Raw genomic sequence first — 20,483 nt, forward strand, 5'->3', positions numbered from 1 at the left:
GTCCTATCATGAAAAGCTCTCCGCTTGTAAGTGTACTTATTAACAACTACAACTATGGACGCTTTTTACGGGAGGCGATCGATAGTGCCCTAAATCAAACTTACCCTCACGTTGAAGTTGTTGTAGTTGATGATGGTTCAACAGATGGCTCGCAGGAGATTATTAAGAGCTATGGCGATCGCATCATCCCCATCCTTAAAGAAAATGGTGGTCAAGCTTCTGCATTTAATGTAGGGGTTGAACAAAGCAAGGGAGATTTCCTTTTCTTCTTAGACTCTGACGACACATTTTCTCCTGAAAAAATCAGTAGGCTCGTTAATTTGTTTCAGCAGGTCACTTCAGAGAATGCAAATATAGCTATCTGTAACGGGCTTGAGATTATCAACGATAGAAGTGAACATTTGAGGACTGAATTAATTAACCATAGCTGTGAGTGGAAAAGCTTGCACAGGGTTAAACGTCTTAAGGAATTCCAAGGTCAAACGTTGACCCAAATTAGTACAGCAACAGAAGTGTACAGCTATGCTAAAAAATATCGTTACATTCCTTTTTTAGGTGCGCCAACCAGTGGCGTAGCATTAACTCGCTCATTAGCAGAGCAAATCTTTCCTTTAACTTGTCACCTCATCAAGGTTCGTGCCGATGACTTTGTAGTGAAGGCAGCTTCCTTGCTGGGCGATATGTATTTTGCGGAGGATGCCTTAACTCAATATCGTGTTCATGGCAGTAATAATTGGTTTGGTAACAAGAGGGCGGATTCACAAGACTTTCTCCATGCAATGGATACGTTCCTAAACGCTAAACTAGAGAGCAGCCAGAGAGAGCCTATATTAGATTACTTCAATTCCATCCATGCACAGGTTTATTACCGCAATCACTTTGGTACTTTCAGTGCTTGCAGTAAGGAACTGTTGATGTTAGCTACCAAGGTAATGACCTGGTCTCCTAATCAGAGAACGATTAAGTTCTTTGCCAAGGTAATGATGTTATTTGTACTCAATAAAACTGGATTTGATAGGCATTTTTCTGCGTTAAAGCTTTAAGTTCAACGCGATCGCATATTTTTCTGCTACTTAAATTCACAGGCTCGAATAGGATTGGATAGAATGGCAAAACTTGTTTCGGTTATCATTCCCTGCTTCAACGCTGAGAAATGGATTGCAGAAGCAATTGGTAGCTGTCTCAACCAAACCTATTCGGCCGTAGAGATAATTATCATTGACGATGGCTCAACCGATGGCAGCCTAGATGTAATCAAACGCTATGGCGACAGAGTGATTTGGGAGAGTGGTCCTAACCGAGGCGGTAATTATGCCCGCAATCAAGGGTTTGCTCTATCCAAAGGGGACTATATTCAATATCTGGACGCTGATGATTACTTGCTGCCTGAGAAGCTAGAGCGGCAGGTTCATTTTCTGGAAGAAACGGCGTTTGATGTTGTTTATGGCGATTGGCGACATCAATATCATTTGCCCAACGGAGACTCTTATCTAGAAGATATAAAAGTCACTGGCAACCAGCCAGATTTGCTGGAGTCGCTGCTAGCAGATTGGTGGGTTTCGCCTGCCTGTTTGTTATTTAAGCGATCGCCCATTGCCCAAGTTGGCGGCTGGGATGAATCGCTAAAAGCCGGACAAGATCGGGACTTCTTCCTCTCCATCGTCATGAGTGGTGCCAAAGTGGGCTACCAGTCTGGTTGCTATTCCATCTATAGACGCCATGGCAATGTCACAGTTTCTACATCTTCTAAAACTCGATACCTCGAAAGCCACCAGATAATTTTGGAGAAGGCGGAGAAAATGCTTTTGGCAGAGGGGAAGCTATCCCAAAGCTACCGAGATGCAATGGCTCAGTCTTACTTCATGTTGGCTAGAGGATATTTAGAATTTGACCCGCCTCAATATTTCAAACTGCTAGAGAAAACTTTAACGTTATCTCCCAAGTTTCAGGCAAACAGCACAGATAGAACCGCCGCTTACACGTTGGCTCAAAGGCTTTTCGGCTTCCGCAACCTTGAAAGAATTGTCTTTCTAATTAAACAAACTAGATTATTTCTTTTCTATTGGCTCGGAAAATTCCGGTTTTCCTCTGACTCTCCCTGAATGATGGAGGAGAAATAGCTGATTGCCTTTAAAGTCACTTGGACTAAGGAGGATGTAAGCGTGTAAATTTAGCTGCTAGTTAGCAGCATCAAGAACTATAGCTACAAATGGTTTTTGGCAGAGGCGATCGCAGCGCTCTGTCCAAAAACCGTTTTAATACAGAAATGATTGTGGTGGGTGATGGCTCTACCGACAATTCAGAAGATGTAATTGTGTATGACAATTACATTATATTCCCTTTGCTGCTTCTTTGCTAGGGAGTATTTACTTTGTAGACGGCTCGCTAATCCAGTATTCAGTGCATCGAGGTAAAAACTGGTATAGACATAAAAGATTTGTCAGAAAAGGAGTTTTTCAAAAACCTAATGCATTCTCAAATCTAGAGTTAGAGCAAAGCACCGAAGCAGAAGCTTTCTCCTATTTCGACTCAACTCATTTTTGAGCCTGCCGTTATGAAAACTATAGTGACCAACATAGCTACAGTCAAGAGCTACTAAGACTCGCAGCCAGAACGATAAGACTTTAAGGCGGTAGATTGACCAAAGAGTCATCAAATTATTGATCAAAGCAATGTGTTCGACAGTGAATTCAGAATTCACTGTTGAGACTTTAAAGATTGAATCAGTTCGATTTGTTTGAAACGCTCGAAACGCTCTCAATGTTCTTAGTTCTTAATCACTTGAAAATGTTGGAGAAACATCATGAAAGTAGCTTATGTCACCACCTATAATGCACAAGATGTTCATCAGTGGTCAGGTCTAGGGTACTATATTGCCCAGTCTCTCACGGGTCAGGCTATTTCCCTCGATTACATTGGTCCATTAAAGGACAAGTTAATTCACAAGGTTATTCGTAAATCAAAGCGTCACTATCATGAATTGTTTGGTGAACGATATTTGCGAGATCCAGAACCACTCATTTTGAAAGATTACGCTCATCAGGTTTCTCAAAAATTGGCAAGAAGCCAATCTGACCTCATATTTAGTGTTACTAGCAATTCGATTGCTTATCTGGAAACTTCAAAGCCAGTTGCTTTTTATGCAGATGCAACCTTCGCTGGATTAAACAGCTCTTACCCACACTATAGCCAACTTTGCCAAGAAACCGTCCGGGACTGGCACCGTATGGAGCAGTTAGCTTTGCACAAATCTAGTTTAGCAATTTATGCTTCAGATTGGGCTGCACAAACGGCTGTCAATCACTACAAAGCTGACCCAGATAAAGTGAAAGTTGTCCCTTTTGGAGCCAATCTTGAAAATAGTTGGGCTCTAGATGAGGTTCAAAGTGTAATTAAAGCACGTCCTAGTGACGTGTGCAAATTTCTGTTTTTGGGCGTTGACTGGTTTCGCAAAGGAGGAGATATCGCCTTCAATGTTGTTAAGATGCTGAACGCTTCAGGTCTTAAAGCGGAACTGACTGTAGTGGGTTGTCAGCCTGTTCTAGATGAACCTTTGCCTGATTTTGTGCGTCCTCTTGGTTTTATCAGTAAATCAACTCAAGCAGGCAAAGAAGAAATTTTACGTCTTTTAGCGGAGTCTCACTTTTTGATTTTACCGACCAGAGCCGAATGTTACGGCTTAGTGTTTTGTGAAGCAAACGCTTTAGGAGTGCCCTGCATCGCTACTCATGTAGGTGGTGTTCCTACCATTATTAAAGAAGATATAAACGGACGGTTGTTTGATCCAGCGGCAGAAGTATCTGAATACTGTCAATATATTACGGATATTTTCACCAACTACTCTCGGTACCAGCAGTTGGCGTTATCTGCCTTTCATGAATATCAAACGCGTTTGAATTGGTCTGTTGCAGGTAAAACTATTAAAGGACTGTTAATGGATTTGTGAGTGAACCTGCATCAATGTCTTAGCTGACTTCAATTATTATACTAATTCCAAAAGTTAGGGCTACAGATGAAAGGGCACCTCGCTTCGCGGGGTGCCCTTTCATCTGAGTTTGTTTTTGTAGCAACGGATTACTCCCTACTTCTGAAAAGTTCCGGTTTTCTTCCAATTTCTTCAGAATAAGTTGGGAGAGATAGCTTGCTCCCTCGGAAATCACGTGAATTGTAAAGAGGATATAAACGTGGAGACTCAGCCGCTAGTGAGCATCATCATCAATAACTATAACTACGGTCGCTTTATTGCAGAGGCGATCGATAGTGCATTAAATCAGACTTACAGCTCGGTAGAAGTCGTTGTAGTAGATGATGGTTCTACAGATACCTCTCGCTCAATCATTGATGGTTATGGTAATCAAGTCGTCAAGGTTTTTAAGGCGAATGGAGGACAAGCTTCTGCTCTAAATGCCGGTTTTGCAGCAAGTACAGGAGAGATAGTTTGCATACTTGACGCGGATGATATCTTTTTACCTCAAAAAGTATCTGAGGTCGTTGATTTATTTAGGGCAAACTCTGAGATTGGTTGGGTCTTCACTGAATCTGCTCCAGTGAAAACAAAAGCACTAGTCAATATAGAACGCACAGAGTTCTACAAAAATATATTTGTCGATAATTCTAGTGAACCTCCAAAGCTGGTTGATTTTAGGTCAGAACTAAAAAAAGCAAAGTTGCCAAATTTCACACCTTCTACATCTAATTTGTGCTTCCGCAGAACCTTTCTAGAAAAAATCTTTCCACTGCCAGAGTGTAAAGGATCTTCGGGTCTTGCAATCTGCGACACATACTTGAATCTCTTGGCAGTAGGACTGGGGGCAGGATATGTGACAACTAGAAATTTGGGAATTTTTAGAGTTCACGAGAACAATCTCTACAGTACACAGTCATTTGATAATAAGCGGAGAATTTATGCTGAAATTCGTATCGCAACAGCATACTGGATGCGTATTCGCTTCTTGGAATTCAACAAGCTCAGTAAGAAACTATTTTCGCAAGGGTTGAGCGCCTACTTAGCTAGTGGAAGTAATCTCAAGGATTGTAAGGAGTTGATAGAGAAGTATTTTGCCAATCTCCGGTTTCATGAAAGGTTAGAAGTCAATTGTGTGACGTTTTACTACCTCCTTAAATCGCGCTTAAGCAAGCCAGTTTAGGAGAGAATCTTTCGTTCAAAACATCTAACAGACAGCTATGGAAACTCAACCGTTGGTCAGCATCATCATCAATAACTACAACTACGAGCGGTTTTTGGGTGAGGCGATCGACAGTGCTTTAGCGCAAACCTATCCCAATACAGAAGTAATTGTGGTGGATGATGGCTCCACCGATAATTCACGCGATGTGATTGTAAAGTATGGCGATCGCATCATTCCCGTTTTGCAGCCCAACGGTAAGCAGGCAGCAGCCTTCAACAGCGGTTTTGCCAGAAGCAAGGGCGATATCATTATCTTCCTGGATTCCGACGATTATCTTTTCCCCGATGTAGCTAAGCGAGTCGTTGAAGCTTGGGAGCCAGGGATGTCGAAAATCCATTATCGGCTGTCTGTGGTCGATTCATCTGGACAACCTCGCGGATTTTCTTACCCTCAAGGGACACAGCCCTTGTCTAGTGGAGAGGTTTGGCGCACCCTGCTTGATGTAGGCACCTATAACAGTACGCCGACCAGCGGCAATGCCCTTAGCCGGGAGGCGATGAAACATGTTTTCCCAATTCCTGATGAGTTTAAGCTGACGGCGGATGACTATTTGTCCGTTCTGATTCCGCTGTATGGCGATGTCGGAGCAATTGAGGAACCTCTGGGAGCTTACCGGATTCATGACAGCAACCAGTGGGCGGTGACGGAGGTGGCAAGCGATCGCTTCCGTCGGTTTGTGCGCCACGACTTACAGCGATGTGAACTGCTAGAGCAGCGAGCAAGTGAGTTGGGTTATGAAGTGCCAGCCGATTTAGGACTACGCTTTTTTGGAAGGGTCTGGTCGCGCATGGCGTCGTTACGGCTAGATCCTGACCAACATCTGGTGCCCTCCGATCGCCCACTGAAACTTGCTTATTGGGGTGTTCGCGCTCTGTGGAAATATTCAGACTACAACTGGCAGAAGCGGGTGATTTTTAGCCTGTGGTTTGTCTGGGTGGGTGTGATGCCGCTGCCGCTGGCAAAACCTGCGATTAGCTGGCTATTTGCTCCCCAGTTTCGCCCAAAGCCAATTAGCTGGACGTTGAGCAAACTTCGTTTGTTAATGAGTTGAGTGAGTTAAACCATGCAAGACACATTTCGCTTAGGGGTTGTATTTACCCACCCCACTCAGCACCACGCCCCGCTGTGGCAAAAGTTAAATGAACAGCCCGGAGTCTCAGTCTCCGCTTTTTATCTCTGCAATGAAAACCAGGTAAGTGGCGATCGCCACCTTGGCAGCACTCAACCCTGGGATGTTGACCTCACAGGCGGCTATCACAATGAGTTTCTAAAAACTTGGGATGGTAAGATTGCCGACAAGATTGAAAAAGGATTGCTCAACCCAGGGTTGCTCAGCCGTTTGACGCGTCAAAACGTCGATGCAGTGTTTTTGCCTAGCTTTTACACCTACTCCTATCGACTGGCAATTTTGCTCTGCAAGCTGCGGGACATTCCCATCATCATGCAGAATGACGCAACCATCATTACTGACAATCACTACAGTCGGTTGCGAAAGATTGTGATGTCAATGCTGTATCCCTGGATGTACAGCTTGGCGGATCACTGGGTTTCTAGCGGTGACCACAATGCGATTTACCTGCGGCACTATGGCGTACCTGATGAAAAGATGGTGCGGGGCTGCTATCCGGTTGACCGCGATCGCTACGAACAAACGATCGTTCACAATCAGGACGAAATTCAGCAAATTCGCGAAAAGCTAAGCTGGGACAAAGACACCATCCTGTATTGCTTTACGGGCAAATACATTGAGCGTAAGAATCCGTTTGAGTTTATTGAGGCGATCGCCAAAGCGCACCAAATTGACCCTCGCGTTAGAGGCATCATGATTGGCGGCGGTGAGTTGACTGACGCAATTAATCAACGCTTGGAATCCCTCAATGGTGAAGTGTTGAATGTGGGCTTTGTGAACCAGAGCAAACTACCGCTGTATTACGCAGCGACCGATGTGTTTATCTCAACGTCTCACAATGACCCTCATCCACTGGTGATTTCTGAAGCAATGGCGGCAGGTTGTCCGCCAATTTTGAGCGATCGCTGCGGCAACTGGGGTTACAGTGACACGGTTCAGCATCGCTATAACGGGCTGGTTTATCCCTGTGGCAATGTTGAGGCGCTGGTCAAGGCAGTGTTGGCACTAACAGATTATGAAACTCGTCGAGTGTATAGCGATCGCGCCAGAGAAGTGTTCTGTGGGCAAGACCTCAACTGTGAGCTAAATGCCTTGATGGAAACCATCGGCAGAATCAAAAGTGAGCGGCAGCGATCGCCAAATCAGGCAAAACACACATCACCACAGCTTGCAGAAGGTACTACCCCGGTGAAAACGCCCTAACGTCGTTCATTTCTGGTAGCACCAGTAGGGTGCGTTAGCGCCAGCATAACGCACCGAAAGAGCTTGAGTGATGCGTTAGCACTGCGTAACGCATCCTACGACCCAAAACTAAGAATTGATATCAAAGGGGAGCGATGCGGATTGTAATTGCGCGAACCATGCCCAACTTCAGTATGGATGTCTACGCCGACGGACTGGCGGCAGGACTAAGAGCCGTTCGCCCCGATTGGGAGGTGGTTGAACTAGCTCCTGTGCCCCTCGATCGCACCAGCCGTTCTCTACTCCTGAGAGCAAAAAAATTCTACGAACGGTTTTGGAACTTTCCTCGCACCGTGCGGCGGCAAAAGGCAGATGTCTTTCACGTCATCGACCATAGCGAAGCCCACATTGTGTATGGGCTAAAAAAGGCGGGCAAACCCGTGATGGTGACGTGTCACGACCTGATCAACTTCTTCTATAAGGACAACCTGCGCGGTTCAGTCAAGGTGCCCTTTGTCAGTAATGGGATGTGGATGTATTCGGTACGCGGGCTTCAGGACTGTGATCATGTGGTTACAGTTTCGGCGGTCACAGCCAAGGATACCTCCCAAATTCTCAACGTTGAGCCAGCCCGGATTTCTGTAGTGCCCAATGCGGTGGAGTCTGGGTTTCGACCCCTACCCAAGCATGAAAGTGAGTTGTTTCGACAGGAACAGGGCGCTTCCCCAGAAACGGTTTGTCTGCTAAATGTGGGTTCAAATCATCCTCGTAAAAACATCTCAGCCATTCTCAGGTCCTTGGCAATTTTGCGTCAAAAGGAGTTCCCTTTCTTGTTCTGGAAGGCAGGAGCGGACTTTGACGACGAACAGAAGGCTTTCATTCAGGCGGAAGGACTTGGACCCCATATTACTTATCTGGGAAATCCTGATAAGTCCACGCTGGTTCAGCTTTACAATGCGGCGAATATTCTGGTTGCGCCTTCCCTGCATGAGGGATTTGGTATGACGCTGTTAGAAGCAATGGCTTGTGGCACGCCTGCAATTACGTCCAATGTTTCAGCGATGCCCGAAGTGGTGGGAGATGCAGGGGTTTTGGTTGACCCGCAAGATTGGGAGGCGATCGCCGCTGCCATTTGCCGCTTACACAGTGATCCAGGTTTTTATCAGGAATTGGTTAACCAAGGACTGCAAAGAGTCAAAGCATTTACCTGGGAAAAAACAGCAGAACAGATCGCTGAAATTTACGAGAAGCTGCTAAAGGAGCCGTCCCGCGTATGAAAATTTTGATGTCTGCCTACTCCTGTGAACCCGGCAAAGGGTCAGAACCAGGAATCGGCTGGAACACGGTACGAGAAGCCGCCCGATATCATGAAGTTTGGGTACTGACCCGTCCCGATGAAAGCCGAGAGGCGATCGAGGCAGAGCTAGCCCGCAACCCAGTGCCCAATCTCCACTTTGTCTACTTCACGCTGCCGTTTTGGAAGGATAGTTTGCGCTGGGGGCAAGCAGGCGCGATGCAGCTTCACCACTATCTCTGGCAAATCCAAGCCTACTTCGAGGCGCGACGGTTGCACCAGGAAATTGGCTTTGACCTGGTTCACCATGTTACCTTTGCCAAACATTCTAGTCCCAGTTTCCTCTCTTTGCTGCCCATTCCCTTTGTCTGGGGTCCCGTTGCGGGTGGAGAAGTGGCACCCAAAGCATTTTGGCAAGACTTTAGCCCTCGCGCCAAGCTATACGAAATTGCTCGCGACCTATTTCGGGTTGCGGGTGAGCTTGATCCGTTTGTCCGGCTCACGGCTAGACGCAGCGCTATCATTCAAGCCACCACTGAAGACACCGCCCAGCAGCTTTACAAGATGGGTGTTGATCACGTGCAAATCATGCCTGCGATCGGTTTGCCCGAAGCTGACATTGCCCGCCTAGCGCAATGCAAACCAGCCAGTGACTCCCCTGTTCGGTTTATCAGCATGGGCAGGCTGCTGCACTGGAAAGGCTTTCACCTGGGGCTACGTGCCTTCGCCAAAGCAAACCTACCCGACGCGGAATATTGGGTAATTGGCGACGGACCTGAACGACAATCTCTGGAAACTCTTGCCCAAGAGCTAGGCATTGCTCAGCGAATGAAATTTTGGGGCGGACTTCCCCGTGAACAAACCCTCGGCAAGCTAGAAGACTGTCATGCACTGGTACATCCCAGCCTACATGACTCTGGTGGCTGGGTTTGTCTAGAGTCAATGGCCGCAGGTCGTCCGGTGATTTGCCTGGATCTGTCGGGGCCAGCCGTATTGGTTTCTAAAGATGCGGGTCTAAGAATTCCAGCACACAATCCTGATCAGGCAGTGAATGATTTGGCTGTGGCAATGACCCAGATTGCTCAGGATGCAGAACTTCGCAACCGGATGGCGCAGGTGGGGCAACAGCTAGTCCGCGAAACTCTAAGTTGGCGAGCCAGAGGCGAACACATGGCTCAAATTTACGCGGAGACGGTATCCAAAGGCGCGTAGTTGATGACATTCATACCAAGAGAGACGGCGCTCATGCGAATCATGACTGTTCACAATCGCTATCAGATTCGCGGTGGCGAAGATGAGTGTTACGAAGCCGAAGTGAGTTTGCTGCAACAGATGGGGCATCCCGTAGAGGTCTATGAGGAGAACAACGATCGCGTTGCAGCGATCGGTAAACTCCGCATGATGGCAGCCACCATCTGGTCAGGAGAAACCTATCAAGCCGTGAGAAAAAAACTGGCAGAAACGGCTTGTGACGTGGTTCACGTACAGAACTTTTTCCCTCTGATCTCTCCATCGGTTTACTACGCTGCTAGAGCCGAGGGGGTTCCGGTGATCCAAACTTTGCACAACTATCGCCTGCTTTGCCCCAACGCTCTGTTTTTCCGAGAAGGGAAAGTGTGTGAAGACTGTTTAGGAAAACCCATTCCCTATGCAGGCGTGATGCATGGCTGCTACCGAGGCAGTGTGGTTGCGAGTGGTGGTGTTGCTACAATGCTAACGACTCACCGGGCGATGAAAACCTGGACGCAAGCAGTAGATCTGTACATTGCGCTGACAGAGTTTGCCCGCCAGAAATTCATTGAGGGTGGTCTTCCGGCTGAGAAGATCGTGGTGAAGCCCAATTTTGTCAATCCCGATCCGGGCGTTGGGTCGGGTCAGGGAAACTATGCGCTGTTTGTCGGACGGCTCTCGGTTGAGAAGGGACTAGATACGCTTTTGGAAGCCTGGGAACGACTTGGGACAAAGCTGCCGCTCAAAATTGTGGGAGATGGTCCGCTGGTTGATCAGGTCGTGGAAGCAACAAAGCGCTTACCCCAGGTGGAATGGCTGGGACGCAAACCAATGGCAGAGGTTCACGCCCTGATGGGAGAGGCAACCGTGTTGGTGTTTCCCTCAAAATGGTATGAGACGTTTGGGCGAGTTGCAGTTGAGGCATTTGCGAAGGGAACTCCAGTGATCGCAGCAAAGATTGGAGCGATCGCCGAACTAGTCGATGCAGGACGCACAGGTTTACACTTCCGTCCTGGTGATGCTGCCGATCTAGCGGCTCAGATCGAATGGGTTTTGGCAAATCCAGCCCAGCTTGCTCAAATGCGGCAGGAGGCACGCGCCGAATTTGAGGCAAAGTATACTGCTCAAAAAAATTACGAAACACTGCTGGAAATTTACTCTAAAGCTCAGGCGATCGCCGCCTAAACCTTGAAAGTCCGGAGCAAGGTTGAGAATTATGAATTGCTGAATAGGGGCGATCGCGTCATCGCTTGCAACAATCTGTGTGCAGAGGAAGATAGATGACTGTAGAAGCAGGGATTTACCAGAAAAGAAAAGGGTATGTGCAAAATTCCGTTTTACTGCTGATTGCCTTTGCGACTGCCTTTTTTCCTCGAATTCTTGAAGCAGTGGGTGCGCCTGCACCAGTTAACTTCCTTCACTTTGCAGTTGTTCCACCGGCCTGCATTTACGTGATTATCACAGCCCGAGCAAAAGATCGGAGGCAGGTTGCAGCTACGGTAGCGCTTTTAGTCGGGCTGCTCATTTTTCTAGCTATTATGACTGCCAGCGCTCTGCTAAACGAGGCTGGGCTAATTAATGTATTTGTCGGCTACCTATTGCTGGTTGAAGGGTATATCCTGCTGCTAGCAATCATTTCTGTCCCATTTTCGGCAGAGAGCTTTCAGCGCTTTCGACGCTGGATGTTGGGGTTTGCCCTGACTCATTTGATATTAGCAATGGGGCAAAAGATTCTGCTGGATCTCAGAATTCTTGAGCTTCAAGCTGACTTAACCCGAGAAGACAACATTCAAGGAGTCTTCTATGTTTCAGGAGGCGGACATGTTGTCTCTGCTTTCGTTTACATGTCCTTCGGTCTGTATTACTTTATCAGCGCCAAGTCTGTTCCAATTTGGCTTCGGTCTGCGATTGTTTTGGTTGCCTTTTTCCTGCTGGTATCTGCCGATGCAAAGCAAGTATTGATGGTCTTTCTACTGGCCTGGGTTATCCTGATTTTGTTGAGTGTAAAAGACATCAGAGTTACGCTCCAGTATGTGATCGCTGCTGCTGTAATTGGCTATATCCTATACTGGTGTATCCAAAACCTATACGAGTTTAGAGCCTTCAAAACCTGGATTAGACCCGAAATTTACGGTCCAGATGGAGATGCAACGGTACTCAAGTCAGGCCCATTTCGGATCATTCCGTCCTATTACACCTCATTCCTGAACTGGTTTTTTGGACTTGGACCAGGGCACACTATCGGGCGGTTGGGCGGCTGGATGTTGATAGACTATGGATATCTATTAATGCCACTAGGTGGCACTATTCATCCAGCTAGCCAGGCCGTCTGGGCAACTTGGCGCGGATATTATCTAGATTCCAGCTTCTTCTCGCCACTGTGGGGCTGGGCAGGTATTTGGGGAGATACTGGTTTTCTAGGATTGGCTGCCTATCTCTACATTGTTTCAATCATTTGGCAGCGAATTTGCATCGATGATTTCTGTAAGTTTATTTTGCTTACTGTGCTAATCAATGGTTTCATTTTTACTCAGCTGGAAGAGCCTGGGTATATGTTAACGATGATGGCTGTGATTGGCTTACGCTGGCAGGAACACCGAATTGAACGGCGATCGCGCCAAATCTCGGCTCGTCAGATCATGTACAGCACAGATGGACCGATCGAAGCAATTTGACGCTCAAACTATAGTCGTAGCCATCCAGGTTGCGATAGCAAAAGGGAGAAAAGCTTTGCTTTTCTCCCTTTTGTCTTGATTTCAACGTCTAGCACAATGTATCTTCACAAGTTCCCCAAATTCTTCTTCTAGCATCAAAGCATTCAGCCTTATTAAAACAATTAATTGATGAGAAGCCAAAGTGAAATCTCTGCTGGAATGGTGGGGTTGCTTTGATCCATCATTGATGTCTGGGAGAAAAGCGGATGAACACGGTCAGGAAGATTACAAATGATTTGGCGATCGCCGGACAACCTGCACCCGATAAGCTACCCCAGTTAGTTGAAGAAGGTTATCGCTCGGTCGTCAATCTGCGATCGCCTGATGAGGCAGGATTTTGGAATGACGAACAGATTCAAATAGAGCAATTAGGATTACGCTACGTTAATTATCCAATTCAGTCGAGTCATTTAACTCCTGAGACAGCGTTGCGGCTCATTCAACAAATTTCTGACCTGCCCAAACCGATGCTTGTTCACTGCGATACCGGCATCCGAGCATCGGTTATCGCGCTTATGCAGGTTGCAATGAAGCAAGGGATGAGGACGGAAGATGCATTCCAGAAAGTGACAAAATTGGGCTTACTCAATGATGGCTCGTGAGTTGTCGGAACGCCGTATTTTGCTTCCTTGAATTCCTAAATTTTCAGCCTTTTATGCAAAAGTCGGTCGGACTGCTGCTGTTTCTAGGTGGGACTGATACTAATTAGCATTAGAAGGTAGCTCAATCACAAAGCGCACTTCATTAGCGCTACTCTCTGCTCGAATTGAGCCGCCCAAATACGTTACTTGTTTTTTGATCAGTGCCAGTCCTAAACCCGTACCGCCTTGGTTCCAGCGATCGCTTCCCGATACCCGGTAGAACTTGTCAAAAATGCGAGGCAGTTCTTCTGCTGGAATTTCGACGCCAGAATTGCTCACTATCAATTGCAGTTGCTCGCCGACCTGCTGGGCGTTGATCCCGATCGCTTCTCCGGGTGGTGTATATTTGCAAGCATTAGTCAGTAGCTCTCGCACAATGTGCGTCAAAATTGCGATATCTGAAACGAGCGGTGGCAGTGTAGAAGGTAGAAAGGCTTGTAGCCTTTGCTGCCGCTCTTGGGCACGCTCTTGATACACGGCTGCAATGTTAGAAAGCCATTCCACCACCTCAATTGGGACTAAATCCATGGGAGCCCTATCTGCTTCTAAACGCTGTAGTTCCAGCAGGTCGTTGACCAAATCGAGTTCCTGATCACACTGCTCCCGTAGGATGTTCAGGTATTGTCCAACTCGTTGTGATTGGGCATCTACTTCTGCTTCTGAGGTTAAAAGATTGCGTCGATCTAAGTTCATCTCCAATAGATGAATCGACATTTTGATATTGGCTAAGGGCGATCGCAACTCATGGGAAACCGTGCTTAAAAAGTCATCTTTATACTGAGATAAGCGCTGAAGTTCCTCTATTTGCTGTTCTAACAATTGCGCTCGCAGCAGCGAGAAGGATCTTTCTTCGGAGGGCTTCTGTTCCGTCACCTCCCGGAAAACCATGACGGCCCCTGTGATGTTTCCTGCACTGTCTCTGATTGGGGCAGCACTGTCTGCGATTGGCACTTGTCTGCCGTCTTTGGTGACCAACAAAATTGGGTTTACTAGATAGGTAACTGTCCCCGTTTGCAACACCTCCATCAGCGGATCGCTTAGGGGAACCTGCGTCTGGTGATGTATCAGGGGAAGCACCTCTGTTAAGGGGCGATCGATCGCTTCCTGAAACTGCCATCCCGTCAGTGATTCTGCGACGAGGTTAAGGAACTTCACTCGTCCTTCAGCATCGGTGACAATGACTCCGTCTCCGATCGCTTTTAGAATTGTGGCTGCCCATTCTTGCTGTTCCCTGAGTTGGGCTTCCCGTCCATACCGTTGCAGTGCAGTTTTAATGGCAATATACAGATCACGTTCTTTAATCGGCTTGATAATATAACCAAACGGTTCGGTCTCGGTGGCGCGATCAACGGTGGCGCGATCTGAATACCCAGTAGCGTAGATGATGGGAATTTGGAGTTCTTGCCAGATTACTTGGGCTGCCTGAGTTCCGTCCATCTCTCCCTCTAGGCGGATGTCCATCAGCACAACATCTGGCTTCAGCTCTTTGGCTTTGATAATGGCTTCTTCACCTGAAGCGGCGATCGCCACTACTGTGTAGCCCAATTCTTCCAGGCAATCTCTCACGTCGATCGCCACAACCCATTCATCCTCAACAATGAGTACCCGCGCCGAAGCCGAGGAGGGTACATTTGCATCATTCATCATTGCACCTACCCTGGAAATAGAACCCGGAACTCCGTACCACCCTGCCGCTGCATTTCCAGGGTTCCCTTCAACTGACCTACAAAACCTTGAACAAGCTGTAAACCTAACGTTTCAGGTCGAGAAAAATCGATATGATCTGGAATCCCTACCCCATTGTCTTTCATATTCAACTGAATGGTTGATTTTTCTGCTCCTGTAGAAATTGTAAAAAGCTGTAAGTGTATCGATAGATTGTTCTGGTTCCTGTCAGGAAACGCATATTTAAGAGAGTTGCTCAACAGCTCATTGATGATTAATCCGCAGCGAATTGCTTTATCAATATCTAGGAAAATGGGTTCAATTTCGGTCCGCACTGCAATCTGCGTGTGGCTGAGGTTATAAGTACTAAAAAGGTTTGTAACTAGACTGGGAATGTACTCTGCTAAGTTGATGTGGGACAGGTCTTCAGACTGATAAAGCTTTTCATGGATCAGGGCAATCGACTCAATCCGACTTTGGCTTTCAAGTAAAGCATTGGCGGCTAGCTGATCCTTTAGTTTTCGGCGCTGCAACCGTAGCAAGCTATAGACAATTTGCAAATTATTCTTAACTCGATGGTGAATTTCTTTTAGTAGCACCTCTTTCTCTTTTAGAGACGCTTGAAGGCGCTCTTCGGTGTGTTTGAGGTTAGTCACGTCTCGCCCAACGGATTGAAACTCAACAAATTTTCCCTGCTCGTCAAACAGCATTCGATTGTTCCATTGCGTCCAGCGAATTTCACCATCGATAACTACCCGATTTTCAATCATCACCACAGGATTTTCTGGGCTGATTGAAGCAATGAGTTGGACAACGGCTTCTCGATCCTCTTCAAAAATCACGGGCTCATAGCTTCTGCCAATCACTTTCTCTGACTGGACTCCAAAGTAGCGACAGTAGGATTCATTCACAAACACAATGTCACCGTTTGCTAGAAAACGAGCAATCAATTCTGTCTGGTCTTCTACAATGCCACGATAACGGGCTTCGCTAATTTTTAGGGCTTGTTCAGCTTGCTCACGCTCAGCTTCGATGTGCTTACGTTCAGTAATGTCTGTGACTCGCACTAAATTAAAGGTGCGTTCAGCAACGGCAATCGGTTTGGCTGCAATATTGCCCCAAAAAAAGTTTCCTTTGCAGGTTACATACTCAAGTTCCTGGCTCCAAAACCCTGCTGACTGAATTTGGGAGACGATCGCCTCTAACTCATCAGTAGAAAATTGGTATCGCTGCAAAGTATGCCCCTCGATACCAATTAGCTCGGCTTTGTCAGTTGCTTGAAAAAGTTCTACTGCCCGTCGATTGCAATCTACGGTGTGTAGCGTCTGCGGATCAACTAAGAATAAAGCGTCTGCAGATTCGTTAAAAACTGCCTCTCGCAAATCTTTGGTATAGGTGAGTTCTCTTTCAACTTTTTGACGCTCTATAATTTCTTGTTGCAGCGCCCAGTTTGCCACTTCAAGATCTAGCGAACTGGGAATCGCTAATGCTTTGGGCACCAATGAAAAAAGTGCGATCGCGGTACCTAGAGACACAACGGCTGTGATTGCTTTGACCCCACCCGAGAGCCAGTAGGTTGGATGCCAAAGCGTCCAAACTGACATCAAATGAGAAGTGCCGCAGGCAGTAATGAACGCTGCAAATAAAACAAAGACCCAGTTGAAGGGTAAATCCTTTCGCCGTTGAATGAAACTAGCCAGCGTTAAGGAAATGGAATAGTAAGCGAGGGCGATCGTTGTGTCGGATACGATGTGAAGCCAAACTAATCCAGGTCGCCACAAAAAACAATGCCCGTGAGGAATGAAGCTTCCTGAACTAAAAAGCTCTTTGAGCAGGTCAAGCATAAGCATGTTTCTAGGAGAGAGAGCTCATCTCCACACTATAGACTTTACGGGTGAAACTGTACGAGCGTGTTGTCTTTGCAGAAGATTAGAAGGTTTTAGTCACTCTTACCCATCATCAGAGTGTTGCTACAACACTATTTTTGCCAGGAAAATTTTGGGGCGGGAAGGCAATTACAGCAATTTCTACTTGGATAAACCACATATCCCTGTGGGGGCCGTTCGCGAACGGCCCCTAAGCTATGGCTTACCCAGTCGAAAATGGCTGTAAATTCTTTCTTTCGACCGAAGTTTATCCCAGTCACCAAAACTACCGTGTTGCTAGTTGTGACTTTAAAGATATGGCTGAAGCAGTCTTCAAGCCTTGCGGGCAGAGGAGAAAATTGTGAATCAAATGAAATCCCTACCAAAACCCCTGCGGGTAGCGCTGTTGCTCATTCCGCTGCTGGTTGTAGTAGGTTTTTTGGGTTATCGAGTTGAAATTGCTTTACCTACTGCTCCACCTAAATTGAGCAGTACGTTTACACCAGTAACACAAGTTTCTTCTCAAGAGATTGGTTCTTATGATTTGTTGGGCTACACGATCAGCAAAGCAGAAGCCGATCGCCTATCACTCACCGAGGAAGGGAAACAGCAGCTTTCTCCTGAAAATGGGGCGATCGCCATCACTCAAAATCTAATTAACTTAGGACGCGATGCCTTTTATCGAGAGACTTTTGGTAATGAGTATTTTTTTACAGATGTAGTGGGTGCGATCGATGGTCCCATTAATCTGGTGAGTATGGGGAAGGCGATCGCAGCTTTGGGAGGCAAACACACCACTAATCTGCAAATCCCCCTGGACGAAGATGTAACCATTGGCGGACGTAACTTTGCCGCAGGAACCTTGTTAAACACAGGACTAGACGTACCTGCTGGTTCACCCTTTCCTCTAGGAATGCAAACCAAAATTAAAGGTGGCAAAATTCTGTTGTTGCTAACTCTGAGCAACTGGGGCTGGGTGGCACTTCAATTAGCAATATTCCGCCTGATCCAGAGGCAAGTTTGCGAGTGTTGTTGGATCGAGATTTGAGAGAGTTGGCGATCGCCAATAACCAATCCAACGCTGATCTCCAGGCAACTAACGTAGACGGCAGTGGACATGAATATTGGGTTGACCCAAAAGCAGGATTTTCAACCGAAGAGCAAACTGCTCTGATTCAATTTTTGCTGTCGATTGATGACGATCCAGCCGTACTGCCAAATTCAGCACTGGCAGAAAACCAGTAGATACTGCGTGTAGCGAATACTCCCTCATAGGGAGTATTCGCTACTTGCCAAACTTCCAATACCGTTCCTACAAAACAGGCTACAGGAAAAGGAACGCCCTCGAAGGAGGATGCCCTTTTACCTGTAGCCCTCATCTAAAGCTATCTTTTCATCACCTTAAACAGGATTGCTGGATGATGTGTTTGTCCAACTTGTTGGACAAACGAAGGTTGATTGGACAGTTAGAAACGAACGATACCGTAGTAATAGCTGATTGCCAGAACCAGAATTGTGAGAACGCCTATCGCCGTGCTGATGACCAGCACTTGAGAGGATTTTGGATCTGGATCTTGTTTGTTGTTCTTAATTGACTCGCCGGTTACATTAGCAGGGTTGTTAGGATTAGTTGGTTCTTCAGTTCTCATTGGTATTAATATGAAAAACAATGCTTTTCATGCTGGGCTGAAACCTGCAAAACTTCATCTAACTTAGGGACTACTCGGTTTTTGTAGAAGGATTAGAATTTGCTGGAAGAAGGTAGGAAAGCCGACCCGCTTAGCTGGTGCAGAGGAGAGAGTTTGCTGAGCGATTCTCCTGATTCCGGAGCATGAGGGTTTGGTCAACACTGCTTTAGCGAGAAAGCCTTATGCTGTGAAGCAGGTGAAACAGAGATCTCAACCGATGCATCAAACTCAAGAGCGTCCCAAAGTAGTCATCGTTGGAGCAGGGTGGGCTGGTTTAGGAGCAGCCTACCATCTTGCTCAACAGGGGTATGATGTTACCTTACTGGAGGCAGGAAGGTACCCAGGTGGGCTGGTGGCAGGATGGAAGACAGCCCAGGGGCGATCGATTGAAGCTGGCATTCATGGCTTCTGGTATCCCTACCGCAACATTTTTTCCCTGGTTAAGCAACTCGGTCTAACCCCTTTTACCGATTGGACTCGCTCTTCCCAGTATTCCCCAGCAGGTCTGGAAGTGGAGTCACCTATCTTTCAACAGGAACCTCGGCTACCCACGCCACTGGGCACGTTCTTGTATACACGATTTAAGCGGCTCCCGCTGAGCGATCGCCTCTCTGCCCTACCCTTACTCTATGCGCTGGTCGATTTTGACAACTCAGATGCAGCTTGGCAACGGTATGACCCGGTTACTGCCCGTGAACTCTTTAAGCAATTTGGAGTCTCTGCCCGTCTCTACAAAGAGTCGTTTGAGCCGATGTTATTGGTGGGATTGTTTGCACCGGGAGAACAATGTTCAGCGGCGGCAGCGTTAGGAATGCTGTATTACTTCATCTTGGCTCACCAGTCGGATTTTGACGTGGTCTGGTGTCGCGGTACCGTGGGAGACTTAATTTTTCGCCCCTGGGTTGAGCAAATTGAGCAGAGGGGCGGACGCGTACTGACTCAGCAACGAGTCACTGATTTGATAATCAAGTCACAGGAAGGAGGAGATACAAGCCCTCAAGTGACTGGTGTGGTCTGCGGGGATGAAGTGTTTGAAGCAGATGCCGTGATTTTTGCTGTCGGAGTGACTGGAATGCAGAAAATTGTGAGTAGCAGTTCAGTGCTTCGGAAATTGCCTGAATTTTGCGACTTGATGAATTTGGGTGCGATCGATGTGCTAGCAACCCGGCTTTGGTTTGACCGCAAAGTTCCGGTGCCCTTGCCCTCTAATGCCTGCTTCGGATTTGATAACACTACCGGCTGGACATTTTTTGATCTGAATACGCTGCACGACGAATGGAAAGATGAACCCGGTAGTGTGATTGAAGCAGACTTTTACCATGCCAATCAACTGTTGCCGCTTGATGACGAACAAATCATTGCCAAAGTGCATCAGGATTTGGCAACTTGTGTTCCTCAATTTCACCATGCCAAAGTGATTGATAGCAGTGTTGTGCGGTTGCCTAAAGCGGTCACGCACTTCTCTCCTGGAAGCTACCAATCGATGCTGCCGGGAAAAACAAGTTTGTCTAACCTATTCATGAGTGGGGATTGGATTATTACTCGTCATGGTTCTTGGTCCCAGGAGAAGGCGTATGTCACCGGGTTAGAAGCAGCCAATCGAGTGATTGAGCAGTTTGGAGTGGGGACATCTGCCCCAATTATTGAAGTTGAACCAGATGAACCTCACATCGAATTCGCTCGCTCAACAAACCGCGCCTTGCGGGATTGGACTAGCCAATTTCTGCCGCCTCTGTGGCTCCCTTAGAAGCTTAGGGATGAGAGGTTGCTACTACTCCATGTTGTGATAAGACAATTCGGCGGGTGGAGTGATAGAGATACCGATTCCGATATACATAGACTATAGTTTTGCTTAACTATTGCTAATAAAAATATAAAAACCGCTT

At 47.0% G+C, this 20,483-nt stretch carries 18 protein-coding genes; 15 read left to right on the forward strand and 3 right to left on the reverse strand.

Translation table 11 applies throughout. From position 1 onward, the window contains the following. Nucleotides 1-8: 8 nt before the first annotated feature. The 12 genes from H6F93_RS24340 (at nucleotide 9) to H6F93_RS24395 (ending at nucleotide 13,340) form a co-directional block, all read left to right on the forward strand. Nucleotides 9-1,043, forward strand: coding sequence for a glycosyltransferase family 2 protein (locus H6F93_RS24340; protein ID WP_190642868.1), 1,035 nt, complete (start codon nucleotides 9-11; stop codon nucleotides 1,041-1,043). A gap of 63 nt (nucleotides 1,044-1,106) precedes the next feature. Beyond that, the gene (locus H6F93_RS24345) at nucleotides 1,107-2,102 is read left to right on the forward strand and encodes a glycosyltransferase (RefSeq protein ID WP_190686501.1); all 996 of its coding nucleotides are present in this window, start codon (nucleotides 1,107-1,109) and stop codon (nucleotides 2,100-2,102) included. A gap of 107 nt (nucleotides 2,103-2,209) precedes the next feature. Further along, nucleotides 2,210-2,359: a hypothetical protein gene (locus H6F93_RS24350; RefSeq protein WP_190686504.1), complete on the forward strand. Its 150-nt coding sequence runs from the start codon at nucleotides 2,210-2,212 to the stop codon at nucleotides 2,357-2,359. A gap of 444 nt (nucleotides 2,360-2,803) precedes the next feature. After that, on the forward strand, nucleotides 2,804-3,946 hold the full coding sequence (locus H6F93_RS24355) for a glycosyltransferase family 4 protein (protein ID WP_190686507.1): 1,143 nt from the start codon (nucleotides 2,804-2,806) through the stop codon (nucleotides 3,944-3,946). A gap of 238 nt (nucleotides 3,947-4,184) precedes the next feature. Then, entirely contained in the window at nucleotides 4,185-5,147 is a 963-nt protein-coding gene (locus H6F93_RS24360) for a glycosyltransferase family 2 protein (protein WP_190686511.1), read from the forward strand. 37 nt (nucleotides 5,148-5,184) lie between these two features. Next, nucleotides 5,185-6,240 (forward strand): glycosyltransferase, encoded by a 1,056-nt coding sequence (locus tag H6F93_RS24365; protein ID WP_190686514.1) that lies wholly within the window; start codon nucleotides 5,185-5,187, stop codon nucleotides 6,238-6,240. A gap of 12 nt (nucleotides 6,241-6,252) precedes the next feature. Next, nucleotides 6,253-7,521, forward strand: a complete 1,269-nt coding sequence (locus H6F93_RS24370) for a glycosyltransferase family 4 protein (protein ID WP_190642863.1) — start codon at nucleotides 6,253-6,255, stop codon at nucleotides 7,519-7,521. A gap of 134 nt (nucleotides 7,522-7,655) precedes the next feature. After that, nucleotides 7,656-8,777: a glycosyltransferase family 4 protein gene (locus H6F93_RS24375; protein WP_190686516.1), complete on the forward strand. Its 1,122-nt coding sequence runs from the start codon at nucleotides 7,656-7,658 to the stop codon at nucleotides 8,775-8,777. Continuing rightward, on the forward strand, nucleotides 8,774-10,006 hold the full coding sequence (locus tag H6F93_RS24380) for a glycosyltransferase family 4 protein (RefSeq protein WP_190642861.1): 1,233 nt from the start codon (nucleotides 8,774-8,776) through the stop codon (nucleotides 10,004-10,006). The genes H6F93_RS24375 and H6F93_RS24380 overlap by 4 nt, the downstream gene beginning before the upstream one ends. Nucleotides 10,007-10,048: 42 nt before the next feature. Next, nucleotides 10,049-11,209: a glycosyltransferase family 4 protein gene (locus tag H6F93_RS24385; RefSeq protein WP_242043601.1), complete on the forward strand. Its 1,161-nt coding sequence runs from the start codon at nucleotides 10,049-10,051 to the stop codon at nucleotides 11,207-11,209. 95 nt (nucleotides 11,210-11,304) lie between these two features. Then, the gene (locus tag H6F93_RS24390) at nucleotides 11,305-12,699 is read left to right on the forward strand and encodes a hypothetical protein (protein WP_190642860.1); all 1,395 of its coding nucleotides are present in this window, start codon (nucleotides 11,305-11,307) and stop codon (nucleotides 12,697-12,699) included. A 245-nt stretch (nucleotides 12,700-12,944) separates the two neighbouring features. Beyond that, entirely contained in the window at nucleotides 12,945-13,340 is a 396-nt protein-coding gene (locus tag H6F93_RS24395; protein ID WP_190686519.1) for a protein tyrosine phosphatase family protein, read from the forward strand. 99 nt (nucleotides 13,341-13,439) lie between these two features. Here the strand turns inward: H6F93_RS24395 and H6F93_RS24400 are convergent, their stop codons facing one another. Beyond that, the gene (locus tag H6F93_RS24400; RefSeq protein WP_190686523.1) at nucleotides 13,440-15,026 is read right to left on the reverse strand and encodes a hybrid sensor histidine kinase/response regulator; all 1,587 of its coding nucleotides are present in this window, start codon (nucleotides 15,024-15,026) and stop codon (nucleotides 13,440-13,442) included. Nucleotides 15,027-15,031: 5 nt separating this feature from the next. Further along, nucleotides 15,032-16,894: a sensor histidine kinase gene (locus H6F93_RS24405; RefSeq protein ID WP_190686526.1), complete on the reverse strand. Its 1,863-nt coding sequence runs from the start codon at nucleotides 16,892-16,894 to the stop codon at nucleotides 15,032-15,034. A gap of 385 nt (nucleotides 16,895-17,279) precedes the next feature. Between H6F93_RS24405 and H6F93_RS24410 the strand changes: the two genes are divergently transcribed. Further along, a complete protein-coding gene (locus H6F93_RS24410) occupies nucleotides 17,280-17,957 on the forward strand; it encodes a hypothetical protein (protein ID WP_190686528.1) in 678 nt (225 codons plus the stop codon). Further along, nucleotides 17,930-18,154: a hypothetical protein gene (locus H6F93_RS24415; protein ID WP_190686531.1), complete on the forward strand. Its 225-nt coding sequence runs from the start codon at nucleotides 17,930-17,932 to the stop codon at nucleotides 18,152-18,154. Before H6F93_RS24410 ends, H6F93_RS24415 begins: the two co-directional genes overlap by 28 nt. Before the next feature lie 221 nt (nucleotides 18,155-18,375). Here the strand turns inward: H6F93_RS24415 and H6F93_RS24420 are convergent, their stop codons facing one another. Beyond that, the gene (locus H6F93_RS24420) at nucleotides 18,376-18,558 is read right to left on the reverse strand and encodes a hypothetical protein (protein ID WP_190642855.1); all 183 of its coding nucleotides are present in this window, start codon (nucleotides 18,556-18,558) and stop codon (nucleotides 18,376-18,378) included. Between the two features lie 256 nt (nucleotides 18,559-18,814). Between H6F93_RS24420 and H6F93_RS24425 the strand changes: the two genes are divergently transcribed. Beyond that, nucleotides 18,815-20,344, forward strand: a complete 1,530-nt coding sequence (locus tag H6F93_RS24425) for a hydroxysqualene dehydroxylase (protein WP_190686671.1) — start codon at nucleotides 18,815-18,817, stop codon at nucleotides 20,342-20,344. Nucleotides 20,345-20,483: the final 139 nt, after the last annotated feature.

This window comes from Leptolyngbya sp. FACHB-671 (assembly GCF_014695745.1).
In the GTDB taxonomy this organism is placed as follows: Bacteria; Cyanobacteriota; Cyanobacteriia; order Elainellales; family Elainellaceae; genus JAAUTN01.

Excerpts from the sequence above, each read along its gene's own strand:
- H6F93_RS24395 (WP_190686519.1), top strand. The coding sequence starts at position 12,945 with ATGAACACGGTCAGGAAGATTACAAATGATTTGGCGATCGCCGGACAA.
- H6F93_RS24410 (WP_190686528.1), top strand. The coding sequence starts at position 17,280 with ATGAAATCCCTACCAAAACCCCTGCGGGTAGCGCTGTTGCTCATTCCG.
- H6F93_RS24420 (WP_190642855.1), bottom strand. The coding sequence starts at position 18,558 with ATGAGAACTGAAGAACCAACTAATCCTAACAACCCTGCTAATGTAACC.
- H6F93_RS24390 (WP_190642860.1), top strand. The coding sequence starts at position 11,305 with ATGACTGTAGAAGCAGGGATTTACCAGAAAAGAAAAGGGTATGTGCAA.
- H6F93_RS24375 (WP_190686516.1), top strand. The coding sequence starts at position 7,656 with ATGCGGATTGTAATTGCGCGAACCATGCCCAACTTCAGTATGGATGTC.
- H6F93_RS24340 (WP_190642868.1), top strand. The coding sequence starts at position 9 with ATGAAAAGCTCTCCGCTTGTAAGTGTACTTATTAACAACTACAACTAT.
- H6F93_RS24345 (WP_190686501.1), top strand. The coding sequence starts at position 1,107 with ATGGCAAAACTTGTTTCGGTTATCATTCCCTGCTTCAACGCTGAGAAA.
- H6F93_RS24380 (WP_190642861.1), top strand. The coding sequence starts at position 8,774 with ATGAAAATTTTGATGTCTGCCTACTCCTGTGAACCCGGCAAAGGGTCA.
- H6F93_RS24365 (WP_190686514.1), top strand. The coding sequence starts at position 5,185 with ATGGAAACTCAACCGTTGGTCAGCATCATCATCAATAACTACAACTAC.
- H6F93_RS24425 (WP_190686671.1), top strand. The coding sequence starts at position 18,815 with ATGCATCAAACTCAAGAGCGTCCCAAAGTAGTCATCGTTGGAGCAGGG.
- H6F93_RS24355 (WP_190686507.1), top strand. The coding sequence starts at position 2,804 with ATGAAAGTAGCTTATGTCACCACCTATAATGCACAAGATGTTCATCAG.
- H6F93_RS24370 (WP_190642863.1), top strand. The coding sequence starts at position 6,253 with ATGCAAGACACATTTCGCTTAGGGGTTGTATTTACCCACCCCACTCAG.
- H6F93_RS24405 (WP_190686526.1), bottom strand. The coding sequence starts at position 16,894 with ATGCTTATGCTTGACCTGCTCAAAGAGCTTTTTAGTTCAGGAAGCTTC.
- H6F93_RS24385 (WP_242043601.1), top strand. The coding sequence starts at position 10,049 with ATGACTGTTCACAATCGCTATCAGATTCGCGGTGGCGAAGATGAGTGT.
- H6F93_RS24400 (WP_190686523.1), bottom strand. The coding sequence starts at position 15,026 with ATGATGAATGATGCAAATGTACCCTCCTCGGCTTCGGCGCGGGTACTC.
- H6F93_RS24350 (WP_190686504.1), top strand. The coding sequence starts at position 2,210 with ATGGTTTTTGGCAGAGGCGATCGCAGCGCTCTGTCCAAAAACCGTTTT.